This is a genomic window from Gilliamella sp. (assembly GCF_024104075.1).
Lineage (GTDB): Bacteria > Pseudomonadota > Gammaproteobacteria > Enterobacterales > Orbaceae > Gilliamella > Gilliamella bombi.
This window is the reverse complement of sequence record NZ_JAGGHR010000001.1, coordinates 127,482-146,998: the sequence shown is the minus strand read 5'-3', so window position 1 is coordinate 146,998 and position 19,517 is coordinate 127,482. Positions and strand designations below refer to the sequence as shown.

At 35.4% G+C, this 19,517-nt stretch carries 17 protein-coding genes; all 17 read right to left on the bottom strand.

The features are described 5' to 3' along the window. Positions 1-29: 29 nt before the first annotated feature. The 17 genes from ftsZ to zwf all read right to left on the bottom strand — a co-directional run bounded on the left by ftsZ (position 30) and on the right by zwf (position 19,442). Positions 30-1,169, bottom strand: a complete 1,140-nt coding sequence (gene ftsZ, locus J6569_RS00665; protein ID WP_174798733.1) for a cell division protein FtsZ — start codon at positions 1,167-1,169, stop codon at positions 30-32. Between the two features lie 81 nt (positions 1,170-1,250). Beyond that, complete coding sequence (ftsA, locus tag J6569_RS00660) at positions 1,251-2,504, bottom strand: cell division protein FtsA (RefSeq protein ID WP_174798734.1); 1,254 nt, start codon at positions 2,502-2,504, stop codon at positions 1,251-1,253. Between the two features lie 21 nt (positions 2,505-2,525). After that, positions 2,526-3,359, bottom strand: coding sequence for an FtsQ-type POTRA domain-containing protein (locus J6569_RS00655; protein WP_174798735.1), 834 nt, complete (start codon positions 3,357-3,359; stop codon positions 2,526-2,528). Between the two features lie 13 nt (positions 3,360-3,372). Beyond that, positions 3,373-4,281, bottom strand: coding sequence for a D-alanine--D-alanine ligase (locus J6569_RS00650; RefSeq protein WP_174798736.1), 909 nt, complete (start codon positions 4,279-4,281; stop codon positions 3,373-3,375). Between the two features lies 1 nt (position 4,282). Continuing rightward, complete coding sequence (gene murC / locus J6569_RS00645) at positions 4,283-5,731, bottom strand: UDP-N-acetylmuramate--L-alanine ligase (RefSeq protein WP_366941214.1); 1,449 nt, start codon at positions 5,729-5,731, stop codon at positions 4,283-4,285. Between the two features lie 160 nt (positions 5,732-5,891). After that, positions 5,892-6,944: an undecaprenyldiphospho-muramoylpentapeptide beta-N-acetylglucosaminyltransferase gene (gene murG, locus J6569_RS00640; protein WP_296317169.1), complete on the bottom strand. Its 1,053-nt coding sequence runs from the start codon at positions 6,942-6,944 to the stop codon at positions 5,892-5,894. After that, a complete protein-coding gene (ftsW, locus tag J6569_RS00635) occupies positions 6,944-8,095 on the bottom strand; it encodes a cell division protein FtsW (protein WP_081298061.1) in 1,152 nt (383 codons plus the stop codon). Before ftsW ends, murG begins: the two co-directional genes overlap by 1 nt. Next, a complete protein-coding gene (gene murD / locus J6569_RS00630; protein ID WP_065590393.1) occupies positions 8,092-9,426 on the bottom strand; it encodes a UDP-N-acetylmuramoyl-L-alanine--D-glutamate ligase in 1,335 nt (444 codons plus the stop codon). The genes ftsW and murD overlap by 4 nt, the downstream gene beginning before the upstream one ends. Before the next feature lie 22 nt (positions 9,427-9,448). Continuing rightward, complete coding sequence (gene mraY, locus J6569_RS00625) at positions 9,449-10,531, bottom strand: phospho-N-acetylmuramoyl-pentapeptide-transferase (RefSeq protein ID WP_085164930.1); 1,083 nt, start codon at positions 10,529-10,531, stop codon at positions 9,449-9,451. Between the two features lie 4 nt (positions 10,532-10,535). Continuing rightward, positions 10,536-11,909 (bottom strand): UDP-N-acetylmuramoyl-tripeptide--D-alanyl-D-alanine ligase, encoded by a 1,374-nt coding sequence (gene murF, locus J6569_RS00620; protein ID WP_296317167.1) that lies wholly within the window; start codon positions 11,907-11,909, stop codon positions 10,536-10,538. After that, a complete protein-coding gene (gene murE / locus J6569_RS00615; protein ID WP_296317165.1) occupies positions 11,906-13,459 on the bottom strand; it encodes a UDP-N-acetylmuramoyl-L-alanyl-D-glutamate--2,6-diaminopimelate ligase in 1,554 nt (517 codons plus the stop codon). The genes murF and murE overlap by 4 nt, the downstream gene beginning before the upstream one ends. Positions 13,460-13,468: 9 nt before the next feature. Then, positions 13,469-15,247 carry a peptidoglycan glycosyltransferase FtsI gene (gene ftsI / locus J6569_RS00610; RefSeq protein WP_065590395.1) on the bottom strand — a complete coding sequence of 593 codons (1,779 nt, stop codon included), beginning with the start codon at positions 15,245-15,247 and terminating at the stop codon, positions 13,469-13,471. Next, positions 15,247-15,627, bottom strand: a complete 381-nt coding sequence (gene ftsL / locus J6569_RS00605) for a cell division protein FtsL (RefSeq protein WP_085164936.1) — start codon at positions 15,625-15,627, stop codon at positions 15,247-15,249. The genes ftsI and ftsL overlap by 1 nt, the downstream gene beginning before the upstream one ends. Then, positions 15,620-16,555 carry a 16S rRNA (cytosine(1402)-N(4))-methyltransferase RsmH gene (gene rsmH / locus J6569_RS00600; RefSeq protein ID WP_296302291.1) on the bottom strand — a complete coding sequence of 312 codons (936 nt, stop codon included), beginning with the start codon at positions 16,553-16,555 and terminating at the stop codon, positions 15,620-15,622. The genes ftsL and rsmH overlap by 8 nt, the downstream gene beginning before the upstream one ends. 15 nt (positions 16,556-16,570) lie before the next feature. Further along, entirely contained in the window at positions 16,571-17,017 is a 447-nt protein-coding gene (gene mraZ / locus J6569_RS00595) for a division/cell wall cluster transcriptional repressor MraZ (RefSeq protein ID WP_065590397.1), read from the bottom strand. A 252-nt stretch (positions 17,018-17,269) separates the two neighbouring features. Beyond that, positions 17,270-17,968, bottom strand: a complete 699-nt coding sequence (pgl, locus tag J6569_RS00590) for a 6-phosphogluconolactonase (RefSeq protein ID WP_296317164.1) — start codon at positions 17,966-17,968, stop codon at positions 17,270-17,272. 13 nt (positions 17,969-17,981) lie between these two features. Continuing rightward, entirely contained in the window at positions 17,982-19,442 is a 1,461-nt protein-coding gene (zwf, locus tag J6569_RS00585; RefSeq protein WP_296317162.1) for a glucose-6-phosphate dehydrogenase, read from the bottom strand. Between the last annotated feature and the right edge of the window lie 75 nt (positions 19,443-19,517).

Genomic DNA, 19,517 nt, shown 5'->3' with positions numbered 1-19,517 from the left:
ATAAAAAATCAAATAAGTTCAACTTTACTTTAATTTGCTTGCTTCCGTATGAAAGCAGGAATATCTAAAATCTCACGATTATCAAGAGGAGAAGCTATTGGCTCATTAACAACCTTAGCTAATTTATCTTCTTGTTGTCCTAAAGGACTACTTCGGCTAAATAGCTCATTGTGTGAAACTGGTTTAGGCATTTTAACTTCTGGACGTTTATCCATACCAATACCAGTTGCAACCACTGTTACTCGAATTTCATCAGATATATCTGGATCAAAAGTTGAACCAACAACAACCGTAGCATTATCAGAAGCAAATGCTTTAACTGTGTTACCGACTGTTTCAAATTCTTCTAAACCAATATCAAATCCAGATGTTACGTTAACTAATACGCCTCGAGCTCCAGATAAATCAATATCTTCAAGTAATGGGCTAGAAATTGCCATTTCTGCGGCTTCTTCAGCTCGATTATCACCACTAGCTCGACCAGACCCCATCATAGCATATCCCATTTCAGACATCACTGTTCTAACATCAGCAAAATCGACATTGATAAGACCAGGTTTAGTAATCAGCTCAGCGATCCCTTGTACTGCACCCTTTAAAACACCATTAGCCGCAGCAAAAGCATCAAGTAATTTAACACCACGACCTAATACTTTTAATAATTTATCATTCGGAATAGTAATTAGTGAATCAACATGTTTTGCCAACTCAGAAATACCTTGCTCAGCAAAAGCCATACGCTTTTTACCTTCAAAACCAAAAGGTTTAGTAACAACTGCAACTGTTAGAATTCCTAATTCTTTTGCTATTTCTGCAACAACAGGAGCTGCACCCGTTCCAGTGCCACCACCCATTCCTGCTGCGATAAAAACCATGTCAGCTCCTTCGATAGCACTACGAATGACATCTCGATCTTCCTCAGCTGAATTTCTACCGACTTCTGGATTAGCACCTGCACCAAGCCCTTTAGTAACATTAGTCCCGATTTGGATAGTTTGACCTACCTTAATTCTTTTTAAGGCTTGCGCATCTGTATTTGCTGCAAAAAATTCAACGCCTTCAATATGTTCAGCAATCATATGCTCGACAGCATTACCGCCGCCACCACCTACACCAATAACTTTAATGACTGCTGCTGGTTCATCATCTGCAACCATAGGTTCAAACATAACTTATCTCCAAATTTACGATCTGCGAACATTGTACAGATAATCATCTACAATGTCCACGAAGTTCTTGAAATATATTAGCTAAAATTCTTTTTTAAACCATCCGGTTAATCGTTTAGCTATCCCTTTTAATGATGATTTATTATTATCTTTTCCATCATCATTTAATAAACTTTGTTTTCCATAATGCAATAACCCTATAGCTGTTGAACAATAAGGTTTTTGAACATAGTCGGTTAATCCAGATATATTTAATGGCTGACCAATACGCACTTGATTTTGAAAAATTTTTTCAGCGCACTCCACCATTCCTTTTATTTGCGACGCACCACCAGTTAAAACAATACCTGCTGCTAATTGATATTTGATATTCTGTTTTTTAAGTTCTTCTTGTAATACAAGTAACTCTTTTTGTACCAACGAAAGAAGTTCTGAATAGCGCGGTTCAATTACATCTGCAAGCGTTTGTCGTTGCAATGAACGTGATGGTCTTCCACCTACGCTTGGAACATCAATAACCTCATCTTTACCAATTAATGAGCCTACAGCGCATCCATAACGAATCTTAATATTTTCAGCATCCATTGGCGGAGCGCCAAATGCATATGCGATATCGCTAGTAACAACATTCCCAGCATAAGGGATTACAACTGAATGACGTAACGCACCTCCTGTATAGACCGTTACATCCATTGTACCGCCGCCCATATCAATTACGCAAACACCAAGTTCTTTTTCATCATCCGTTAAAACTGCATAGCTAGAGGCCAATCCAGAAAAAATAAGTTGATCCACTTTCAAACCGCAACGTTCTACTGCTTTCACAATATTTCTAGCCATATCATTGTGACAAGTAATTAAGTGAACTTTGGCTTTCATTCTTACTCCAGATAAGCCAATAGGATTTTTAATACCTTCTTGCAAATCGATAGAATATTCTTGTGCAATGACATGCAAAATACGGTGCTCATCTAAAATTCTGACTGATTTTGCTGTATGAACAACATTGTCAACATCTTCTGCGGTTACTTCTTCATCCTCTATTGGCACCATGCCTATCTCATTTTGACAACGAATATGTTTACCTGAAAGGCTTAAATATACTGAAGATATTTGACAATCAGCCATTAATTCAGCTTGGTCAACCGCTCTTTGGATTGATTTTACGACAGACTCAAGATCGTTCACACCACCTTTATCAACCCCTTTTGATGGACAATGCCCTACACCGATGATGTTAACAATACCATCGGGAAGAACTTCACCAACAAGAGCAAGTACTTTGGATGTACCAACCTCTAATCCAACAACCAATTTTTTTTCTGTTGCTTTCATACTTCAGCCTTAATTTATTCCTTACTGCACCATTTTTTCTCTTTGCACTGAAATGCCATTTTCATAACGTAAATCAGCGACCATTATTTTTTCATTTTCTGGCATTCTTGACTGAATTTCCGGAAATAACTTGATAAATTGCTGATATCTTTGTTCAATATTTTCACTACCTAATAGTAATTTTATTTCCTGATTTTCTTGGCAAAAACCTGATACACACTGTTTTACCGTCAATTGCCACGCGTTACGTTCATCAGTTATTGCTGTTTTAATATGTAATGCCAACTGATTATTAGCTAATTTTTTAGAAAGATTCTCTAATTTATAATAAGTTTCTAACGCCAATTTTGCTTTACCCTCTGGACCATATAACTTTGGTAGTTTTAAGTTGCTTATACGGTCAAGTGGTACACTAAATACATTGCCACTTTTATCAAGTAAAAATAAGTCATTCCAATAAAGCACTGGCTTATATTCTTCCACATAGACAATTAACCTATCTGGCCACTGTTTACGTACACTGGTTTGCTTCACCCACGGAAATCGCATTACTTCTTGTTGAATATCATTAACATCTTGTCCTATATAGGTATTAGGCAACCCTAGTCCTAAAATAGCTTCCCGAAGATCATCCTCAGTTGTATAGGTATGCTCTCCACTCAATGTTAATTGAGACAATACCATTTGTTCGGGATCATCCATCCAATTTTTAAAACTTTGAACGACCCAAATACTAATACAAATAATCGCAATAAAGAACAAAAATCCTATTAATTGCTCTGTATTACGAAAAATAAGCAGCTTTCTTTTGTTTTTATCGTCCCTTCTGTGTGCTGCTTGCCGAACTTGTTTCATAAAATAAGGCCAATTATAAAGTTGCCAAATTCAAAATTTTAGCAACAAGCTCATTAAATGACCATCCATGTTCTTTTGCCGCCATTGGTACCAAACTATGGTCTGTCATACCTGGAGCGGTATTAACTTCAAGTAAAAAAGGTTTTTGATTAGCATTAAACATGATATCAACTCTTCCCCACCCTCGACATCCTACTGCTTTATAAGCATCTAACGCTAATTTACGAATTTCTTGTTCTTGTTCATCAGATAAACCGCTTGGACAAAAATACTGAGTGGTATCAGATAAATATTTCGCATCATAATCATAAAATTTAGTTGCGGGTTTAATATGGATTGAAGGTAAGACCTCGTCACCAACAATTGCTACCGTAAATTCTGGACCTGCTAAAAATGACTCAACCATCACTACACTATCATATTTGAAAGCTGCGCTAATAGCTGCTTCCAATTCAGATGCTTCATTAACTCTAGCCATTCCCACACTTGATCCTTCATGACTTGGTTTAACAAACAACGGTAAACCAAGCTGTTTAACTATAGCACCAGTATCAATTGATTGTGATTTTTCAACCATAACATATTCAGCAACAGGTAAATTGAGTGATTTCCACACTAACTTAGTTTTCAGTTTATCCATTGTTAAGGCTGATGATAAAACATCACTACCGGTATAAGGAATATTTTGATAAGTCAAAATCGCTTGAACAATACCATCTTCCCCACCACGTCCGTGTAAAATAATAAAAGCTTTTGTATAACCTTCTTCTTTTAAATTAGTAATAGAATGATATTTAGTATCAATAAGATGCGCATCGATACCATTTGCCAACAATCCTGCATGTACAGCCTTACCTGACTTAAGTGACACTTCCCGTTCAGCTGAAGTACCACCATACAATACAGCAACTTTATCTACCATTTTATAAAACCTCTTCTGATGATAATTTAGTTTTGGCTAATTGGCGTGCTATACGACCAACACTACCTGCACCTTGTGTAATTAATAAATCACCACTTTGTAAAACTTCTTGCATTATTTCGGGTAGCAAATCTAAATCCGAAACATAAATTGGGTCAACTTTGCCACGATTGCGGATAGAACGGCATAACGAACGGCTATCTGCACCCGCAATAGGTTGCTCTCCTGCGGAATAGACATCTAACATAACAAGTGCATCGACTTGAGAAAGCACTTGTGCGAAATCGTCAAATAAATCCCGAGTACGCGTGTATCGATGTGGTTGGAATAACATAACCAATCTTCGTTCAGGCCAGCCGTTTCTTGCTGCTTGAATTGTTGCATTAACCTCGCTAGGATGATGACCATAATCATCAACCATCATTATATCGCCACCATCAACATGCGGGAATATACCTAATAAATCAAAACGCCGACTAGTACCAGCAAATTTAGCTAATGCATTTATAATTGATTCATCATCAATACCATCTTCTGTTGCTGCAATTATCGCAGCCGCCGAGTTTAAAGCATTATGTTTACCAGGTGCATTTAACTCAATCTGCAAAGCCTTGCGATCAGGACGACAAACCGTGTAATAGCTTACACCTCGTTCTTGACGATAATTTTTAATGACAACATCAGCTTCTTCGCTAAATCCATAAGTGATAATTTTACGTCCCACAATCGGTAGTAATTCTCGATTAATAGGATCGTCGTAGCACATAATAGCTAAACCATAAAATGGAAGGTTATGTAAAAATGAAATAAATGTTTGTTTTAGATTATCAACACTACCTTGATAAGTGTCCATATGGTCAGGCTCTATATTTGTTACAATAGATACCATCGGTTGCAAATGAAGAAATGAAGCATCACTTTCATCAGCCTCAGCAATAAAATAACGGCTACTTCCTAATTGAGCATGTGTTCCTGCCGCCTTAACTAAACCACCATTAACAAAGGTTGGATCGAGTTTCGCCTCAGCATAAATAGAGGTAACCATAGCGGTAGTTGTAGTTTTACCATGAGTACCAGCAATTGCTATACCATATCGAAAACGCATTAATTCAGCTAACATTTCAGCACGTTGAATAACAGGTATACGTGCTGAACGAGCGGCAGTTACTTCAATGTTATCTTGCGAAATAGCCGAAGATATAACAACAACGCTAGAATTAATCACATTTTCAGCAGCATGGCCAATAACAATTTTTGCCCCTAATGTTTCTAGATGTTGAGTAACCGCATTTTCAGCAATATCTGATCCACTAATTTGGTATCCTTCATTAGCGAGAACTTCAGCAATTCCCCCCATACCAGCACCACCAATACCCACAAAGTGAATATGTTTGACTCGCTTCATTTCAGGAATAATTGCTCTTAACTTCGCTAATTCCTTTGTATTCACTATTTAACTCCTACATTATTTTACAGTTCACAGTACATATCATCATTGAGCATATCTATCATCGTTATTTTTTATTGCTCAAATGAATCATTGACTCAAACATATATCTAACCTGAAACATTTTGACAAAAATATTACATAAATTTATGTCAGAAAAGTATTATTTTATCACCGAATAAAGGGCTTCTGCTACTTTTTCTGTGGAATTCACAATAGATAAACTTTTAGCTTTTATTGCCATTTCAATTAATTTGTCACGGTTCAAATTACATAACAAATTGGATAGCGATTCAACACTGAAATCGGATTGTTCTATAATACTTGCAGCACCTATATCTGCTAGTGATTTTGCATTCCAAAATTGCTGACGATCTTTATGCATAAACGGAATAAAAATAGCACCAATACCAACTACTTCAATTTCACTAACGGTTAATGCCCCGCTACGACAAATTACAATATCTGCCCAATTGTATGCATCTGCAACATCTTGGATAAATTCAGTCACTTTGTTATTGGTCATATCGCAATTTTGGTATGACTGAATTACGGAATTCAACATTCCTTTACCTGTTTGATGCCATACTATATATTTATCGGATAATTTTGTTATCACTTTAGGCACAATATCATTAATAACTTTAGCTCCTTGGCTGCCTCCCATGACTAATACTCTAATTGGCCCATCACGATCTTTGAATCTTTCTTCAGGTTTTGCTACAGTTAAAAGATCACTACGAACCGGATTGCCAACTACTTCAGCCTTAGGAAAAGCAGTAGGGAATGCTTGTAAAACTTTAACCGCTATCTTAGCTAGATATTTGTTGGTTAAACCTGCTATACCATTTTGTTCATGTACTACAACCGGTATGCCAAGTGTTTTTGCTGCTATTCCCCCTGGGCCTGAAACATATCCACCCATACCTAGAACAACATCAGGGCGATAAGTTTTTAAAATTTTTCTAGCTTGTAAAACTGCTTTTAAAATTTTATAAGGTGCTTTTAATAATGCCATAACACCTTTGCCTCGTAGCCCTGATATTTCGATAAAATCAATATCAATACCATTTTCAGGAACTAAGTGTGCTTCCATTCGATCGGCAGTTCCTAACCATCTTACCTGCCAGCCTTGCTTCATTAAATATTGCGCCACAGCAATACCCGGAAAAACATGCCCCCCAGTTCCTCCTGCCATAACTAATAATTTTTTCATTATTTTATTAACCTTATTCTTGCTTGGGCTTGTTGTTGTCTAAATTCAAAATCAATTCGGAGTAATATTGCTGTTGCAATACTCATCACAATAAGACTTGATCCACCATAACTAATAAATGGTAGTGTTAATCCTTTAGTAGGCAACATACCAGATGTAACACCCACATTTACAAATGTTTGAAAACCAAACCATATCCCGATTTCACAAGCTAAATAACCAGAGAACAATGAACTTTCATTCAGTGCTCGATAACCAATTGCAAGCGCCTTAAATGTTAGAAAGAAAAGTAATGACAATAAAGCAACTACACCTATATATCCATACTCTTCTGATATAATTGAGAAAATGAAATCAGTATGACATTCGGGTAAATAACCTAATTTCAGTACAGAATTTCCCATACCTTGTCCAGTAACGCCTCCATTACCAATTGCCATTAATGAGGCGACTAATTGATAACCTGAACCTGTAGCATCTTGCCAAGGGTCAAGAAAGGTTAACAGTCGTGTTAAGCGGTAAGACTCATACAAAATTAAACAAATCACTGCGCCAACACCCGTTAGCAAAATAGCGATAAATTGCCACAATTGCGCACCTGCAATAAATAAAATGCCAATAGTGACCATAAATAAAACAATAACAGTACCTAAATCTGGTTGTTTAAGTAACAAAATGGAAAGTATAGTCATAACAACCATTGGTTTAAAAAAACCCCAAAAGCCGCTTTGTACTTCTTCAGATTTACGTGATAAATAACCAGCTAAGAATAAAAATAGCGCTAATTTTGAAAGTTCTGCAGGTTGAAAATTGAATACTCCTAGAGGTATCCAACGAGATGCTCCATTAATCGAAGAACCAATACCTAACACAACGATTAACATAATAATAGCAATAATAAGTAAAACAGAAGCAAACTGTTGCCAACGTTGCATTGGAATATAAAACGTAATAAACATTAAAAATAATGATAGTCCTAACTGAATAAGTTCTCGTTGTGTATAAAAGAAAGGATCGCTTTCATTAAATGCCATTGAAGAAGATGTCACCATGATCAAACCGAAGATCATTAAACCTAACACAGTCCAAAGTAGCTGGTTGTCAAATGGTATGTGGGGATTAACCTGTTTTTTTAACCAAAAGAGTGTCATTTTGTACTCCTTTGAGTATATTGTTCAGCAAGTTGTGCAAACTGTTTTCCGCGTTCAATATAATTCTTAAACTGATCTAAGCTTGCGCATGCTGGAGAAAGCAAGACCACATCATTTGGTTCAACTTTTTGAGCAATAACTTGCATTGCATCTGACAATGTTTCAGTTACAGTTGTTATATGAGGTGCTAGCTTAGCAAGGATAAAACGATCACGCCCAAAACAAAAAATTTCTAGATTTCTGTTTTCAAAAAAAGGAATCAATGGCGAAAAATCCGCTGATTTTCCATCCCCACCTAATAATAAAAATAATTTCCCTTTGCAAACTACGCTATTTAATGCTGCTTCTGTACTACCTACATTAGTTGCTTTGGAATCATTAATCCACTTCACACCATTTTTTTCCAACACTAACTCAAAACGATGAGCTAGACCATGAAATGAAATAATTGTTGCTATACTTGATTCCCGTGAAATTTTCAGTTTATCAACTATAGCTAAAGCCGCTAACGCATTAAGATAATTATGGCATCCCGCCAGTTTCATTATTTTAGTCGCTACTACTGGCTGCTCTTGTGCAATCAAATGTTCAAAGTGGAAATCCAAATGATAATCCCCTTTATTTACACCAAATGAAACGCAGTTTTTTTGTTGGTCAGTCGGAATGGTTAACTTATCATCATGGTTAATTACACAATACTTGGCATTATGATAAATACGTTGCTTAGCCTCAACATATTGCATTAATCCAAGAGGATAACGATCCATATGATCTTCTGAAATATTTAAGATTGTTGCAACTGTAGCTTTTAAACTCTGAGTTGTTTCTAGCTGAAAGCTAGACAGTTCAAGAACATATACATCGTAATGTTGATTCAATAACGATAATGCTGGCTGCCCAATATTACCACCAATAGCGACTTTAATACCTGCCGACTTAATAATTTCACCAACTAATGTTGTTACTGTAGTTTTACCATTTGCACCTGTAATGGCTACAATTTGCTTACTGTTTTGTTGATTCAATTCACGGCAAAATAGTTCAATATCGCCAATAATTTCAATACCTTTTTTAGCTGCCTGTTGTAGTTCAGGTGTTGATAAAGCAATTCCTGGACTGACTATTATTAAATCAGCATCAAGCAACCAATCAACATTTAATTCCCCTAAATGGCAAGCAACACGTTTGTCTAATTGTTCCATCCCTGATGGCGATTTACGAGTATCAATAACTTTAGGTATAACATTTTGAGCAAGAAAATAGTCTACACAAGAAAGTCCTGTGACACCTAAACCAATAATAACGACATTTTTTCCTTGATAGCTAACCATGATTTGATCCTAATATCTTTTATTAACGTAATTTCAAAGTTAATAAACCTATTACAACTAACATCAATGAAATTATCCAAAACCGCACAATAACACGCGGTTCTGGCCAACCCTTTAATTCATAGTGATGATGAATTGGTGCCATACGGAAAATTCTTTTACCTCGTAATTTAAATGATCCTACTTGTAAAATTACGGATAAAGTTTCAATAACAAAAATTCCCCCCATAATCAGTAATAAAAATTCTTGTCGTAATAAAACAGCAATAATTCCAAACACGCCACCTAAAGCTAGCGATCCAACATCTCCCATAAAAACCATCGCCGGATATGTGTTAAACCATAAAAAACCAAGTCCAGCACCAATAATTGCAGTACAAACAATCATCAACTCTCCGCTGAATTTAATATAAGGAATATTCAAATAAGCAGCAAAATTGACATTCCCTGTAGCCCATGCTACAAGCGTAAAACCAGCGGCTACAAAAACAGTTGGCATAATTGCTAATCCATCAAGTCCATCTGTTAAATTAACGGCATTACCAGCCCCAACAATAACTACATAAGTTAATAAAATAAACCATAGTCCCAATTGAGGCATCACATCTTTAAAAAATGGCACAACAAGTACTGTTACCGTGCTATCTTTACCATAAACATAAAGACCAAAAGCAACAATTAATGCAATAACCGATTGCCAAAAGTATTTCCATCTAGCAATTAATCCAGCACTATTTTTACGAATCACTTTTAAATAATCATCAGCAAAGCCAACAATGCCATAACCAATTAAAACAAACAAAGTTACCCAAACATAAGGATTGCGTAAATCTGCCCATAGCAATACCGACAAGGAAATTGAGGCTAAAATTAGCGTCCCCCCCATAGTCGGTGTTCCTTTTTTACTTAAATGAGACTCAGGCCCATCATGGCGAATAACTTGACCAATCTGTAATTTTTGTAGCCAGTCAATGACTTTTTGTCCAAAAAATAATGAAATTGCTAACGAGGTTAATAAACCTAAAATAGCTCTTACTGTTAAATAAGAGATAACATTAAAAAAGGTAAAATGTTTAACTAAATATTCCGATATCCAAAGCAACATAATCTTAATCCTGACTCATTTTGAGTTGTTCAATTTGAATTTTTTCGATAACTTCTTCCATTTTTGCACTACGCGAACCTTTAACTAACATTGTTAAATTTGGTTGTTGGCGTAACAGCATTAATAGATAATTCACTGCATCTTGTTTATTATTGAAATGGTGACCCACACCACTAAACTGGCTAATAAATTGACTTAATTTGCCTACACTTACTACACAATCAATTTTTTCATCATGAGCAAGCTCACCTATTTGGCAATGATATTTTTCAGCTTCTGGCCCTAGCTCACCCATATCACCGACAACTAAAATCCGATAACCGGGCTGTTTTGCCAAAACTTTGACAGCCGCTGACATCGATCCAACATTAGCATTATAAGTATCATCCCAAATTAATTGGGTTTGATTTAATTTTATTGGAAATAACCGGCCTTTTACAGGCGTTAAAGAGGCTAAGCCATGTTGAATCTGATTCAAAGTCGCTCCGACAGAAAGTGCTAAAGCTGATGCCGCGATCGCATTTGAAATATTATGTTTCCCAACTAGCGATAACATAATCTCACATTCACCTTTAGGTGTATGTAATGTAAATGTTGTTTTTTTTTCGTGTTGAATATTACTAGCATAAAATTGAGCAGAAGGGTTCGTTAACGAAAAAGTCCAAACTGTTTTGTTTACTAACTGAGTAAACCATTTATCAGAACAACTATCTAAATTAATAATAGCAATACCACCATCAAGCAATCCTTGAAAGATTTCGCCTTTAGCTTTTGCTACACCTTCAAGTGATCCAAAACCTTCTATATGTGCTTCTGCAATATTATTAATTAAAGCACTTTGTGGTTTAACAAAATTTGTAGTATAGGCAATTTCACCAATATGATTAGCGCCTAATTCTATAACTGCAAACTGGTCTTGTTTAGTTAAACGTAACAGTGTTAATGGCACCCCAATATCATTATTGAAATTGCCTTGTGTATAAAGGGTCTGTCCACAGTGTTGTAATATTGCCGCAGTCATTTCTTTAACTGACGTTTTACCTGATGAACCTGTAAGCGCAACAATTTTAGCTGTACTTTGCTGCCGGATAAAATTAGCGATTCCCCCTAAAGCCAAGCGAGTATCCTTAACAACAATCTGTGGTATGGGCTTATCAAGTTTATGATCGACGATCACGGCTATAGCACCATCTTTAATAGATTGTTCAGCAAAAGCATGTCCATCAAAATTATTTCCAACAAGTGCGATGAATAGCGATTGTTTTATTATTTTTCGTGAATCAGTGCAAATTGTATCAATCACAGCACTTTCATCTTGAATGTAATAACATTCACCATTAACTATTTTTTTTATTTGCTCAATTTCTAATGGAATCATGATTGATTCTCTACTCCTAGAATTTTTTTCACTGTTTCTTGATCTGAATAGTGATATTTGGTATTACCAATTATTTGATAGTCCTCATGCCCTTTACCTGCAATTAAAATGACATCATTAGGCTTAGCCTGCTTTAATGTTTGCGTAATAGCCTGCACTCTATTGGTAATTATGAGTACATTATCAGTGTGATGTAAACCTTGTTGAATATCATGAATAATCTTCATTTCATCTTCAGTGCGTGGATTATCATTAGTTAAAACAATTTTATCGGCAAATTGTTCTGCGATTTCAGCCATTAAAGGTCTTTTTCCAGTATCCCTATCGCCACCACATCCAAAAATCACCCATAAAGAACCTTTACAATGAATTCGACTAGCTTGCAAAGCTTTCTGTAACGCATCTGGAGTATGTGCATAATCAACAATAACCGTTGGGCTATTTTTTACATGTAAAACCTCCATTCGCCCACAGATTGGAGTCAAAAAAGAAGCCATATTAACAACAGCAAAAAATGGGTAGTTCAATGTTAAAAGTGTAGCTATGGCTAATAACAAATTAGAAACATTAAATTCACCTAGCAATCGGCTAATAATAATGGCATTTCCCCAACTTGATTCCATATGAATTTGGGCACCTTTATCATGATATTCGATCATTGATACACCAACATAAGGTATATTTAACGCCTTGAGTCGACGTAATGATTTTGTTTGACATGATACAGCTGTCACTTGTGGAAGTTTTTCAATCCATCTTTTACCATATTTGTCATCATAATTAATAATTGATTTACCCGCAGCTAAAACTTGTTTGTCTTTTTCATCGGGACTAAATAACGACCATTTTGCTTTTGCATATCTACTCATTGTCTTATGATAATCTAGATGATCTCGACTTAAATTGGTAAATACAGTAGCAGCGCAATTTAGTCCTTTAACTCGGTCCATAGCAAGCCCATGTGAAGAAATTTCCATCGTTACAACTTTGACCTGTTTCTCTACAAATTCGGCTAATAAGGTTTGCACATCTACTGCTGATAACGTTGTATTAACTGATGGCTCAAGTTCATTATAAATTCCATTACCAATGGTGCCCATTAATGCTGTTTTTTTATTCAATAATGTTAAACATTGGGCAATAAGCTGACTAACAGTTGTTTTCCCATTGGTTCCTGTCACACCAATAACAGATAATTTTTTTGATGGAGAATGATAAAACTCATTAGCAATCAAGGATAGACGCTGTGAAAGTTGGAAAACACTAATTTGTGGAATTATCGATTTATTTTCATGCTTAATATAGTCGATTTTTAAGTCATTTGATTTTCTACTTGCTTCTACTAAGATAACAACCGCCCCCATTGAAATAGCTTGTGGAATAAATGCTTGACCATCAACTGTATGACCTTTGATAGCGATAAACACATCGTTTTTTCCTACTTTGCGACTATCTATACGCAAATGATTAAGTGGAAAATCATCTAATTTTAAATTACATCTTCCACCTAATAATTCCAATAATGTTTTAAACGAGTTTGTTGCTAGCATTTTCACCTACTAATAAATAATCATTTGCCCATCAACTTGGCGATCAGGTTTTACATTCATCGTTCTAAGCACACCGCCCATAATGCGACTGAAAACAGGCGCAGAAACTGAACCACCATAATATTGGCCAGCTTTAGGATTATCAATAACAACAACTAGTGAATACTTTGGTGCTGTTGCTGGAGCGATACCTGCGGTATAAGCTAAATATTGATTAACATACCGTCCACCAGATAATTTTTTCGCTGTTCCTGTTTTAACTCCAACACTATAACCAGGAACCGATGCTTTAGTTCCTCCACCAGTAACAGCTACAGCCTCCATTAATTGAACAACTGTTTTAGCATCTTTTTCAGAAACTACACGTTTACCCTTAACAGGTTCTGTGACTTTTAAAATTGATACAGGTCGGTAAATTCCATAACTACCGATAGTTGCATAAGCTCTTGCTAACTGTAATGGGGTAACAGTTAATCCATATCCAAACGCAAATGTTGCTCGCTCAATATCAGCCCATTTTCTGGTTCTATCGGCTGCAATTGAACCACTAACTTCACCACCTAAGCCTAATTCCGTTGGTTGACCTAATCCAAATCGACTATAGAATTCTACAAGATCATCCTGTTGCATTTGTAAAGCTAGCTTACTTACTCCAACATTACTTGATTTTTCTAAGATACCTGCCAAATTAAGTGTTTTTTGATATGACACATCTTTAATTTCATAACGATTAACATAAAAAGGTCTAGTATCGATAATAGTATTTAAGTTAGCAATTTTCTTTTCTAAGGCAGCCATTACAACTAGCGGTTTAACCGTAGAGCCTGGTTCAAACGCATCAGTAACAGCTCTATTTCTCAATAAATTATAATCAATTGATGAGCGATTATTTGGATTATAAGATGGACTGGTTGCCATCGCTAAAATCTCACCACTATGCACATCAACCAATACAGCTGTTCCACTGTCTGCTTTGTTAAATTGAACCGCTTGACTAAGTTCGCTATAAACTAGTGATTGTAAACGCTCATCTATACTTAATATTAAATCTGATGCTGTTTCTGTTTCTGTCCGTTCTAATTCTTCAATAACACGACCTACTCGATCACGTCTTACAACTCTTTGCCCCGATTCACCTATTAACCATTTATTAAAGCTTTTTTCAATACCTTCAGAACCTTTCTCAGCACCATTTGCATCAATATCTGTTAAACCAATTAATTGAGCTATATTTTCTGCCGCAGGGTAATAACGTTTAGATGTTTTAGCAAACGATATCCCCGGTAACTTTAGTTTTTTTAAATAGTCAGATATTGTTGGCGTTACTTGCTTAGACAAATAAACAAATCTCATTGATGGGTTGTTTAATTTTTGCTTTAGCGTTGACATTGGAATATTCAACGTTTGTGCTAATCCTTGCCATCTAATATCATCAGCTTTAACACCACCTTTTTGCACAACAATTTTAGGATCTGCCCAAACATCAAACATCGGTACACTTACTGCTAACGCACGCCCATTACGATCGGTGATCATGGCTCTTGGTGCATCAATTTCTTGGTGACGAAGTGAGCGCTTATTACCTTCAGCAATCAGTTTATCTGGTTCAATAATTTGCAATAATGCCATTCGAGCCATAAGACAAATAATCGCTAAAATAATAAGTCCATATATAATATAAAAACGATTCGGTGTAAAAAACTGTCTTTTACCATTTAACCTATTATTTTTATTTGTTTTTGCAACCTTTTTAGTTTTATTTTTTTTATATTTAGTGGCAGGTTTCATTATTTACTCTTTATTACAATGACTGTTTCATTTTGCTGTGTCACATAAGACATACCTAATTGATTTTTAGCTTTCTCTTCGACACGTTTTGGATCAGCAAGTACATTTTCTTCAATAACTAAATTCCGCCATTCGCTTTCTAACACATCTTGTTCTAATAAAAGTTGCTCACGTTCAAATAACTGTTTACGAATTTGTTGCGTTGTTATTAATACTGCACCAGCAGAAATAATAATCATCACAAGTAATAACAATGAAATTTTTTGATGCCTAAATAAATCCCCAATAATTACACCAAACAAGCTTTTACTCGGTCTTTTTTGAAAATTTTTATCAATATAAGTTTTATCTAGAAAAAAATCATTGTCTTGGTTATTCATTTTTCCTTTCTGCTACCCTTAATATTGCGCTTCGGGAGCGCGGGTTATTATTAATTTCAATAGTATTTGGTTTAATTTTGCCAAGTGATTTTAATTTAGCACTACCATATTGTTTAATTTGTTGTTCAGTTAATGGTAATCGTGTTGGTAAATCTGGACCTTTACTCTGTTTACTAATAAATTGTTTTACAATCCTATCTTCTAAAGAATGAAAGCTAATAACCGCTAATCTTCCTTGATTGGCAAGCACTGATAAACAACTATTTAGCACTTGCTCGACTTCTTCCAATTCACTATTAATATAAATACGAATAGCCTGAAAACTACGTGTAGCTGGATGCTTATTTTTATCCTTTCTTGGTATAGCTTTTTCAATTAAATTAGCCAACTCTAAGGTACGAGTAATCGGCGAGATTTTATTCTGCTCGACAATCGATCGAGCAATACGTTTGGCAAATTTCTCTTCACCAAATGTCTTTAATACCCATGAAATATCGTCTTCATCACTGCTAAGTAACCATTCACTTGCAGTTAAACCTTGGCTAGTATTCATACGCATATCAAGAGGTCCATCACGCATAAAAGAGAATCCCCTGTCAGGATCATCAAGTTGTGGTGATGAAACACCTAGATCTAACAAGACACCATCAATTTCGCCCAATAATTCTAACTCTTCAATATATCGGTATAAATTAGAAAATTCACCACGAATAAAAGTAAATCGAGGATCTATTATCTGTAACGCAGTTTGCTCTGCACGCTCATCACGATCAATAGCAATCAATCGTCCTTGTGCTCCAAGTTGTTCAAGTATTAAACGAGAATGGCCTCCTCGTCCAAAGGTACCATCAACATAAATGCCATCTTTTTTTATATTTAATGCATTCACAGCTTCGTTTAATAAAACCGTCGTATGTTGATAATCCATCAATCTTCACTCTTATTAAATAGTTAAACTTTTCAAATTATCTGATAAGTTTTCAATATCGCTTGATAATGCGGTAATATCATCATTAATTTGTTGATACCAACTTGCCTCATCCCAAATTTCAAATTTATTAGATTGACCAACAAACATTATATTTTTTTCTAATTTTGCATAAGTACGCAATGTAGGTGACAATAAAATTCGTCCAGAATTATCCATTAGGCACTCAGTTGCATACCCCAATAACAATCTTTTTATTCTACGTTCAGTTTCAACAATGGTTGATAATGTTGCAAGTTGCTGTTCAATACATTTCCATTCGGACATTGAATAAAGTGTCAAGCATGGGTCGTATAAACCAATTGTGCAAACCATACCTTCAGATAAAGATTCACGGTAGCGAGTAGGAATAGCTAACCGTCCTTTATTATCTAAACTAATTGAAATTGCACCACTAAACATAAAAGTATTTTTCTTTATAATTTATTTAAATTTTAATTAATAAAAATCAACATATTAATAAAAACACCCATTTTTACCACTTAACCCCACTTTTTACCACAAAATTTAATAAATTAATAGGTATTTGAATAATTAATTTATAAATGATTTAAAAGCATCTTCTAGGTTTTTATGTAGAAAATAAATTGCTGGTATAAGAAAATTAAGGAGGGGGGATTTGCCGACGTAAGTCGGCAAAAAAATGAGGAAAATTTAAGATACGGTCCAAAACCCAGTTATATTAACTTTATCTTGCTGCAAAACAGCACGAATAGGCATTTGATTAACATCATTATTTTTTTCGGCTTGTTCTAATACACACAATTTGCTTTCACCAACTAAATGTAGGTAGATATTTTTGCTATTTAAAATAGCTGGCAATGTTAATGTAATACGATCTAGTGGTGCTGTTAATGGTGTCATACCAACAACTTTCCGTCCAGATTTCATATCTAAACCGTTAGCCAAATTAGCTGCGCCTGGGAATAATGAGGCAGTATGCCCATCTTCTCCCATACCTAAAACAATTACATCAAATGGCATCGGAATTTTATCTAAAAGTTTATCTGTAACTTCTGCACCATCAAATGGATTATTACAACTGTTTTTTAAACCAACAAAATTAGCCAATTTAGCATTATTTTGTAATAGATAAGTGTTCACTAACTTTTCGTTACTAGCATCATCAGTATCATCAACCCATCTATCATCCACCAACGTAATAAAAACTCGGCTCCATTCTATATTTTGTTGACTTAGTGAAACAAATAATGGAATAGGTGTTTTACCACCAGAAACCGCAATTGAAGCATGTCCTTTTTGTACAATGGCCTGTTTTAATTCATTGACGATATGTGAGGTTAAATCTTCGATCAATAATTGACTATTTTGATATTTATTTAACGTAAACATAGTTATTTTTCCTTTATTCAAATTCGTGCCATGAATGCCCATCTTTAGTGATTAAGGCAACGGATGCGACTGGTCCCCAAGTTCCGGCTTGATAAGTTTTTGGTGGTTCTTTTTCTGTTTCCCATGCACTAATAATTGAATCAACCCATTTCCATGCTGCTTCAACTTCATCACGATGAACAAATAATGCTTGGCGACCACGCATAACTTCAAGTAATAAACGCTCATAAGCATCAGCACTTTGTTGGTGAAAAGTTTCGCTGAAACTTAAGTCAAGTTTAGTGGTTTGTAAATTATGATTACTATCCAACCCTGGTACTTTATTTAGGATTTCAATATCCATACCTTCATCAGGTTGTAAACGAATCGTCAATTTATTTTGTGGCAATTCTGGATAAAATTCACTAAATAAATTAAGCGGTAATGGTTTGAAATAAACTACAACTTCAGAACATTTACTTGGTAAGCGCTTACCAGTACGTAAATAAAAAGGAACACCTGCCCAGCGCCAGTTATCAATATCAACTCGAATTGCAACAAATGTTTCGGTATTACTTTTTGGGTTTGCGCCATCTTCTTCTAAATAGCCTGGCACATTAACACCATTAACAAAACCTGCTGTATATTGCCCTCGAACTACTTTTTCACGAATATTGGATTTGTTAATTGGTCTAAGCGCATTAAGTACTGCTATTTTTTCATTACGCAAGCTATCATCTTCAAGATTAGCAGGTGGGGACATGGCAATCATGGTTAATATTTGTAATAAATGGTTTTGTACCATATCACGCATTTGACCGGCTTTATCAAAATATCCCCAACGGCCTTCAATACCTACTTGTTCAGCTACCGTAATTTCAACATGATCAATAGAATTACGATCCCAAAATGATGCAAACACTGTATTAGCAAATCGTAAGGCTAATAGGTTTAATACTGATTCTTTACCTAAGTAATGATCAATACGATAAACTTGCGACTCACTAAAGAATTTAGCCACTGAATCATTGATTTCTTGAGATGACTTGAGATCTGTTCCAAGTGGTTTTTCCATCACAATGCGGTTTTGCGATTGATTTAATCCTGCAGCAGCTAAACCTTGACAAATAGTCCCAAAAGCACCCGGGTGCATTGCAAAATAGAAAATAGCTGGATGATTCAAATCAAGTTTATTTTTCAATCCTTCAAAACCAGCACTATCATTAACATCTAATTTATGAAAGTCCAATCGTTGGCTAAATCGTTGCCAAATATTATCGTCTAACGGTTCTGGCATAAACGAGATTAGCGCTTCTTTTGCTACCTCACAATAAGCGGCATGATCCCAATCAGCGCGCCCTACGCCTAAAATCTTTGTTTGTTCAGGTAGCTTTCCGTACTTTTCTAATTGATATAAAGACGGTAATAATTTACGTCTTGTCAAATCCCCTTTAGCACCAAAAATAACTAAATCGCAAGCTGGGATATCAGACATGGTTTTCTCCTACGATGGTATAATGTAATTATTCTATTATGTTGAATGGTTGGTGTACACCCGATTAATAGGATA

Coding starts and splice junctions, on each gene's coding strand:
- ftsZ (WP_174798733.1), bottom strand. CDS start 1,169: ATGTTTGAACCTATGGTTGCAGATGATGAACCAGCAGCAGTCATTAAA.
- ftsA (WP_174798734.1), bottom strand. CDS start 2,504: ATGAAAGCAACAGAAAAAAAATTGGTTGTTGGATTAGAGGTTGGTACA.
- J6569_RS00655 (WP_174798735.1), bottom strand. CDS start 3,359: ATGAAACAAGTTCGGCAAGCAGCACACAGAAGGGACGATAAAAACAAA.
- J6569_RS00650 (WP_174798736.1), bottom strand. CDS start 4,281: ATGGTAGATAAAGTTGCTGTATTGTATGGTGGTACTTCAGCTGAACGG.
- murG (WP_296317169.1), bottom strand. CDS start 6,944: ATGAAAAAATTATTAGTTATGGCAGGAGGAACTGGGGGGCATGTTTTT.
- ftsW (WP_081298061.1), bottom strand. CDS start 8,095: ATGACACTCTTTTGGTTAAAAAAACAGGTTAATCCCCACATACCATTT.
- murD (WP_065590393.1), bottom strand. CDS start 9,426: ATGGTTAGCTATCAAGGAAAAAATGTCGTTATTATTGGTTTAGGTGTC.
- mraY (WP_085164930.1), bottom strand. CDS start 10,531: ATGTTGCTTTGGATATCGGAATATTTAGTTAAACATTTTACCTTTTTT.
- murF (WP_296317167.1), bottom strand. CDS start 11,909: ATGATTCCATTAGAAATTGAGCAAATAAAAAAAATAGTTAATGGTGAA.
- murE (WP_296317165.1), bottom strand. CDS start 13,459: ATGCTAGCAACAAACTCGTTTAAAACATTATTGGAATTATTAGGTGGA.
- ftsI (WP_065590395.1), bottom strand. CDS start 15,247: ATGAAACCTGCCACTAAATATAAAAAAAATAAAACTAAAAAGGTTGCA.
- ftsL (WP_085164936.1), bottom strand. CDS start 15,627: ATGAATAACCAAGACAATGATTTTTTTCTAGATAAAACTTATATTGAT.
- rsmH (WP_296302291.1), bottom strand. CDS start 16,555: ATGGATTATCAACATACGACGGTTTTATTAAACGAAGCTGTGAATGCA.
- mraZ (WP_065590397.1), bottom strand. CDS start 17,017: ATGTTTAGTGGTGCAATTTCAATTAGTTTAGATAATAAAGGACGGTTA.
- pgl (WP_296317164.1), bottom strand. CDS start 17,968: ATGTTTACGTTAAATAAATATCAAAATAGTCAATTATTGATCGAAGAT.
- zwf (WP_296317162.1), bottom strand. CDS start 19,442: ATGTCTGATATCCCAGCTTGCGATTTAGTTATTTTTGGTGCTAAAGGG.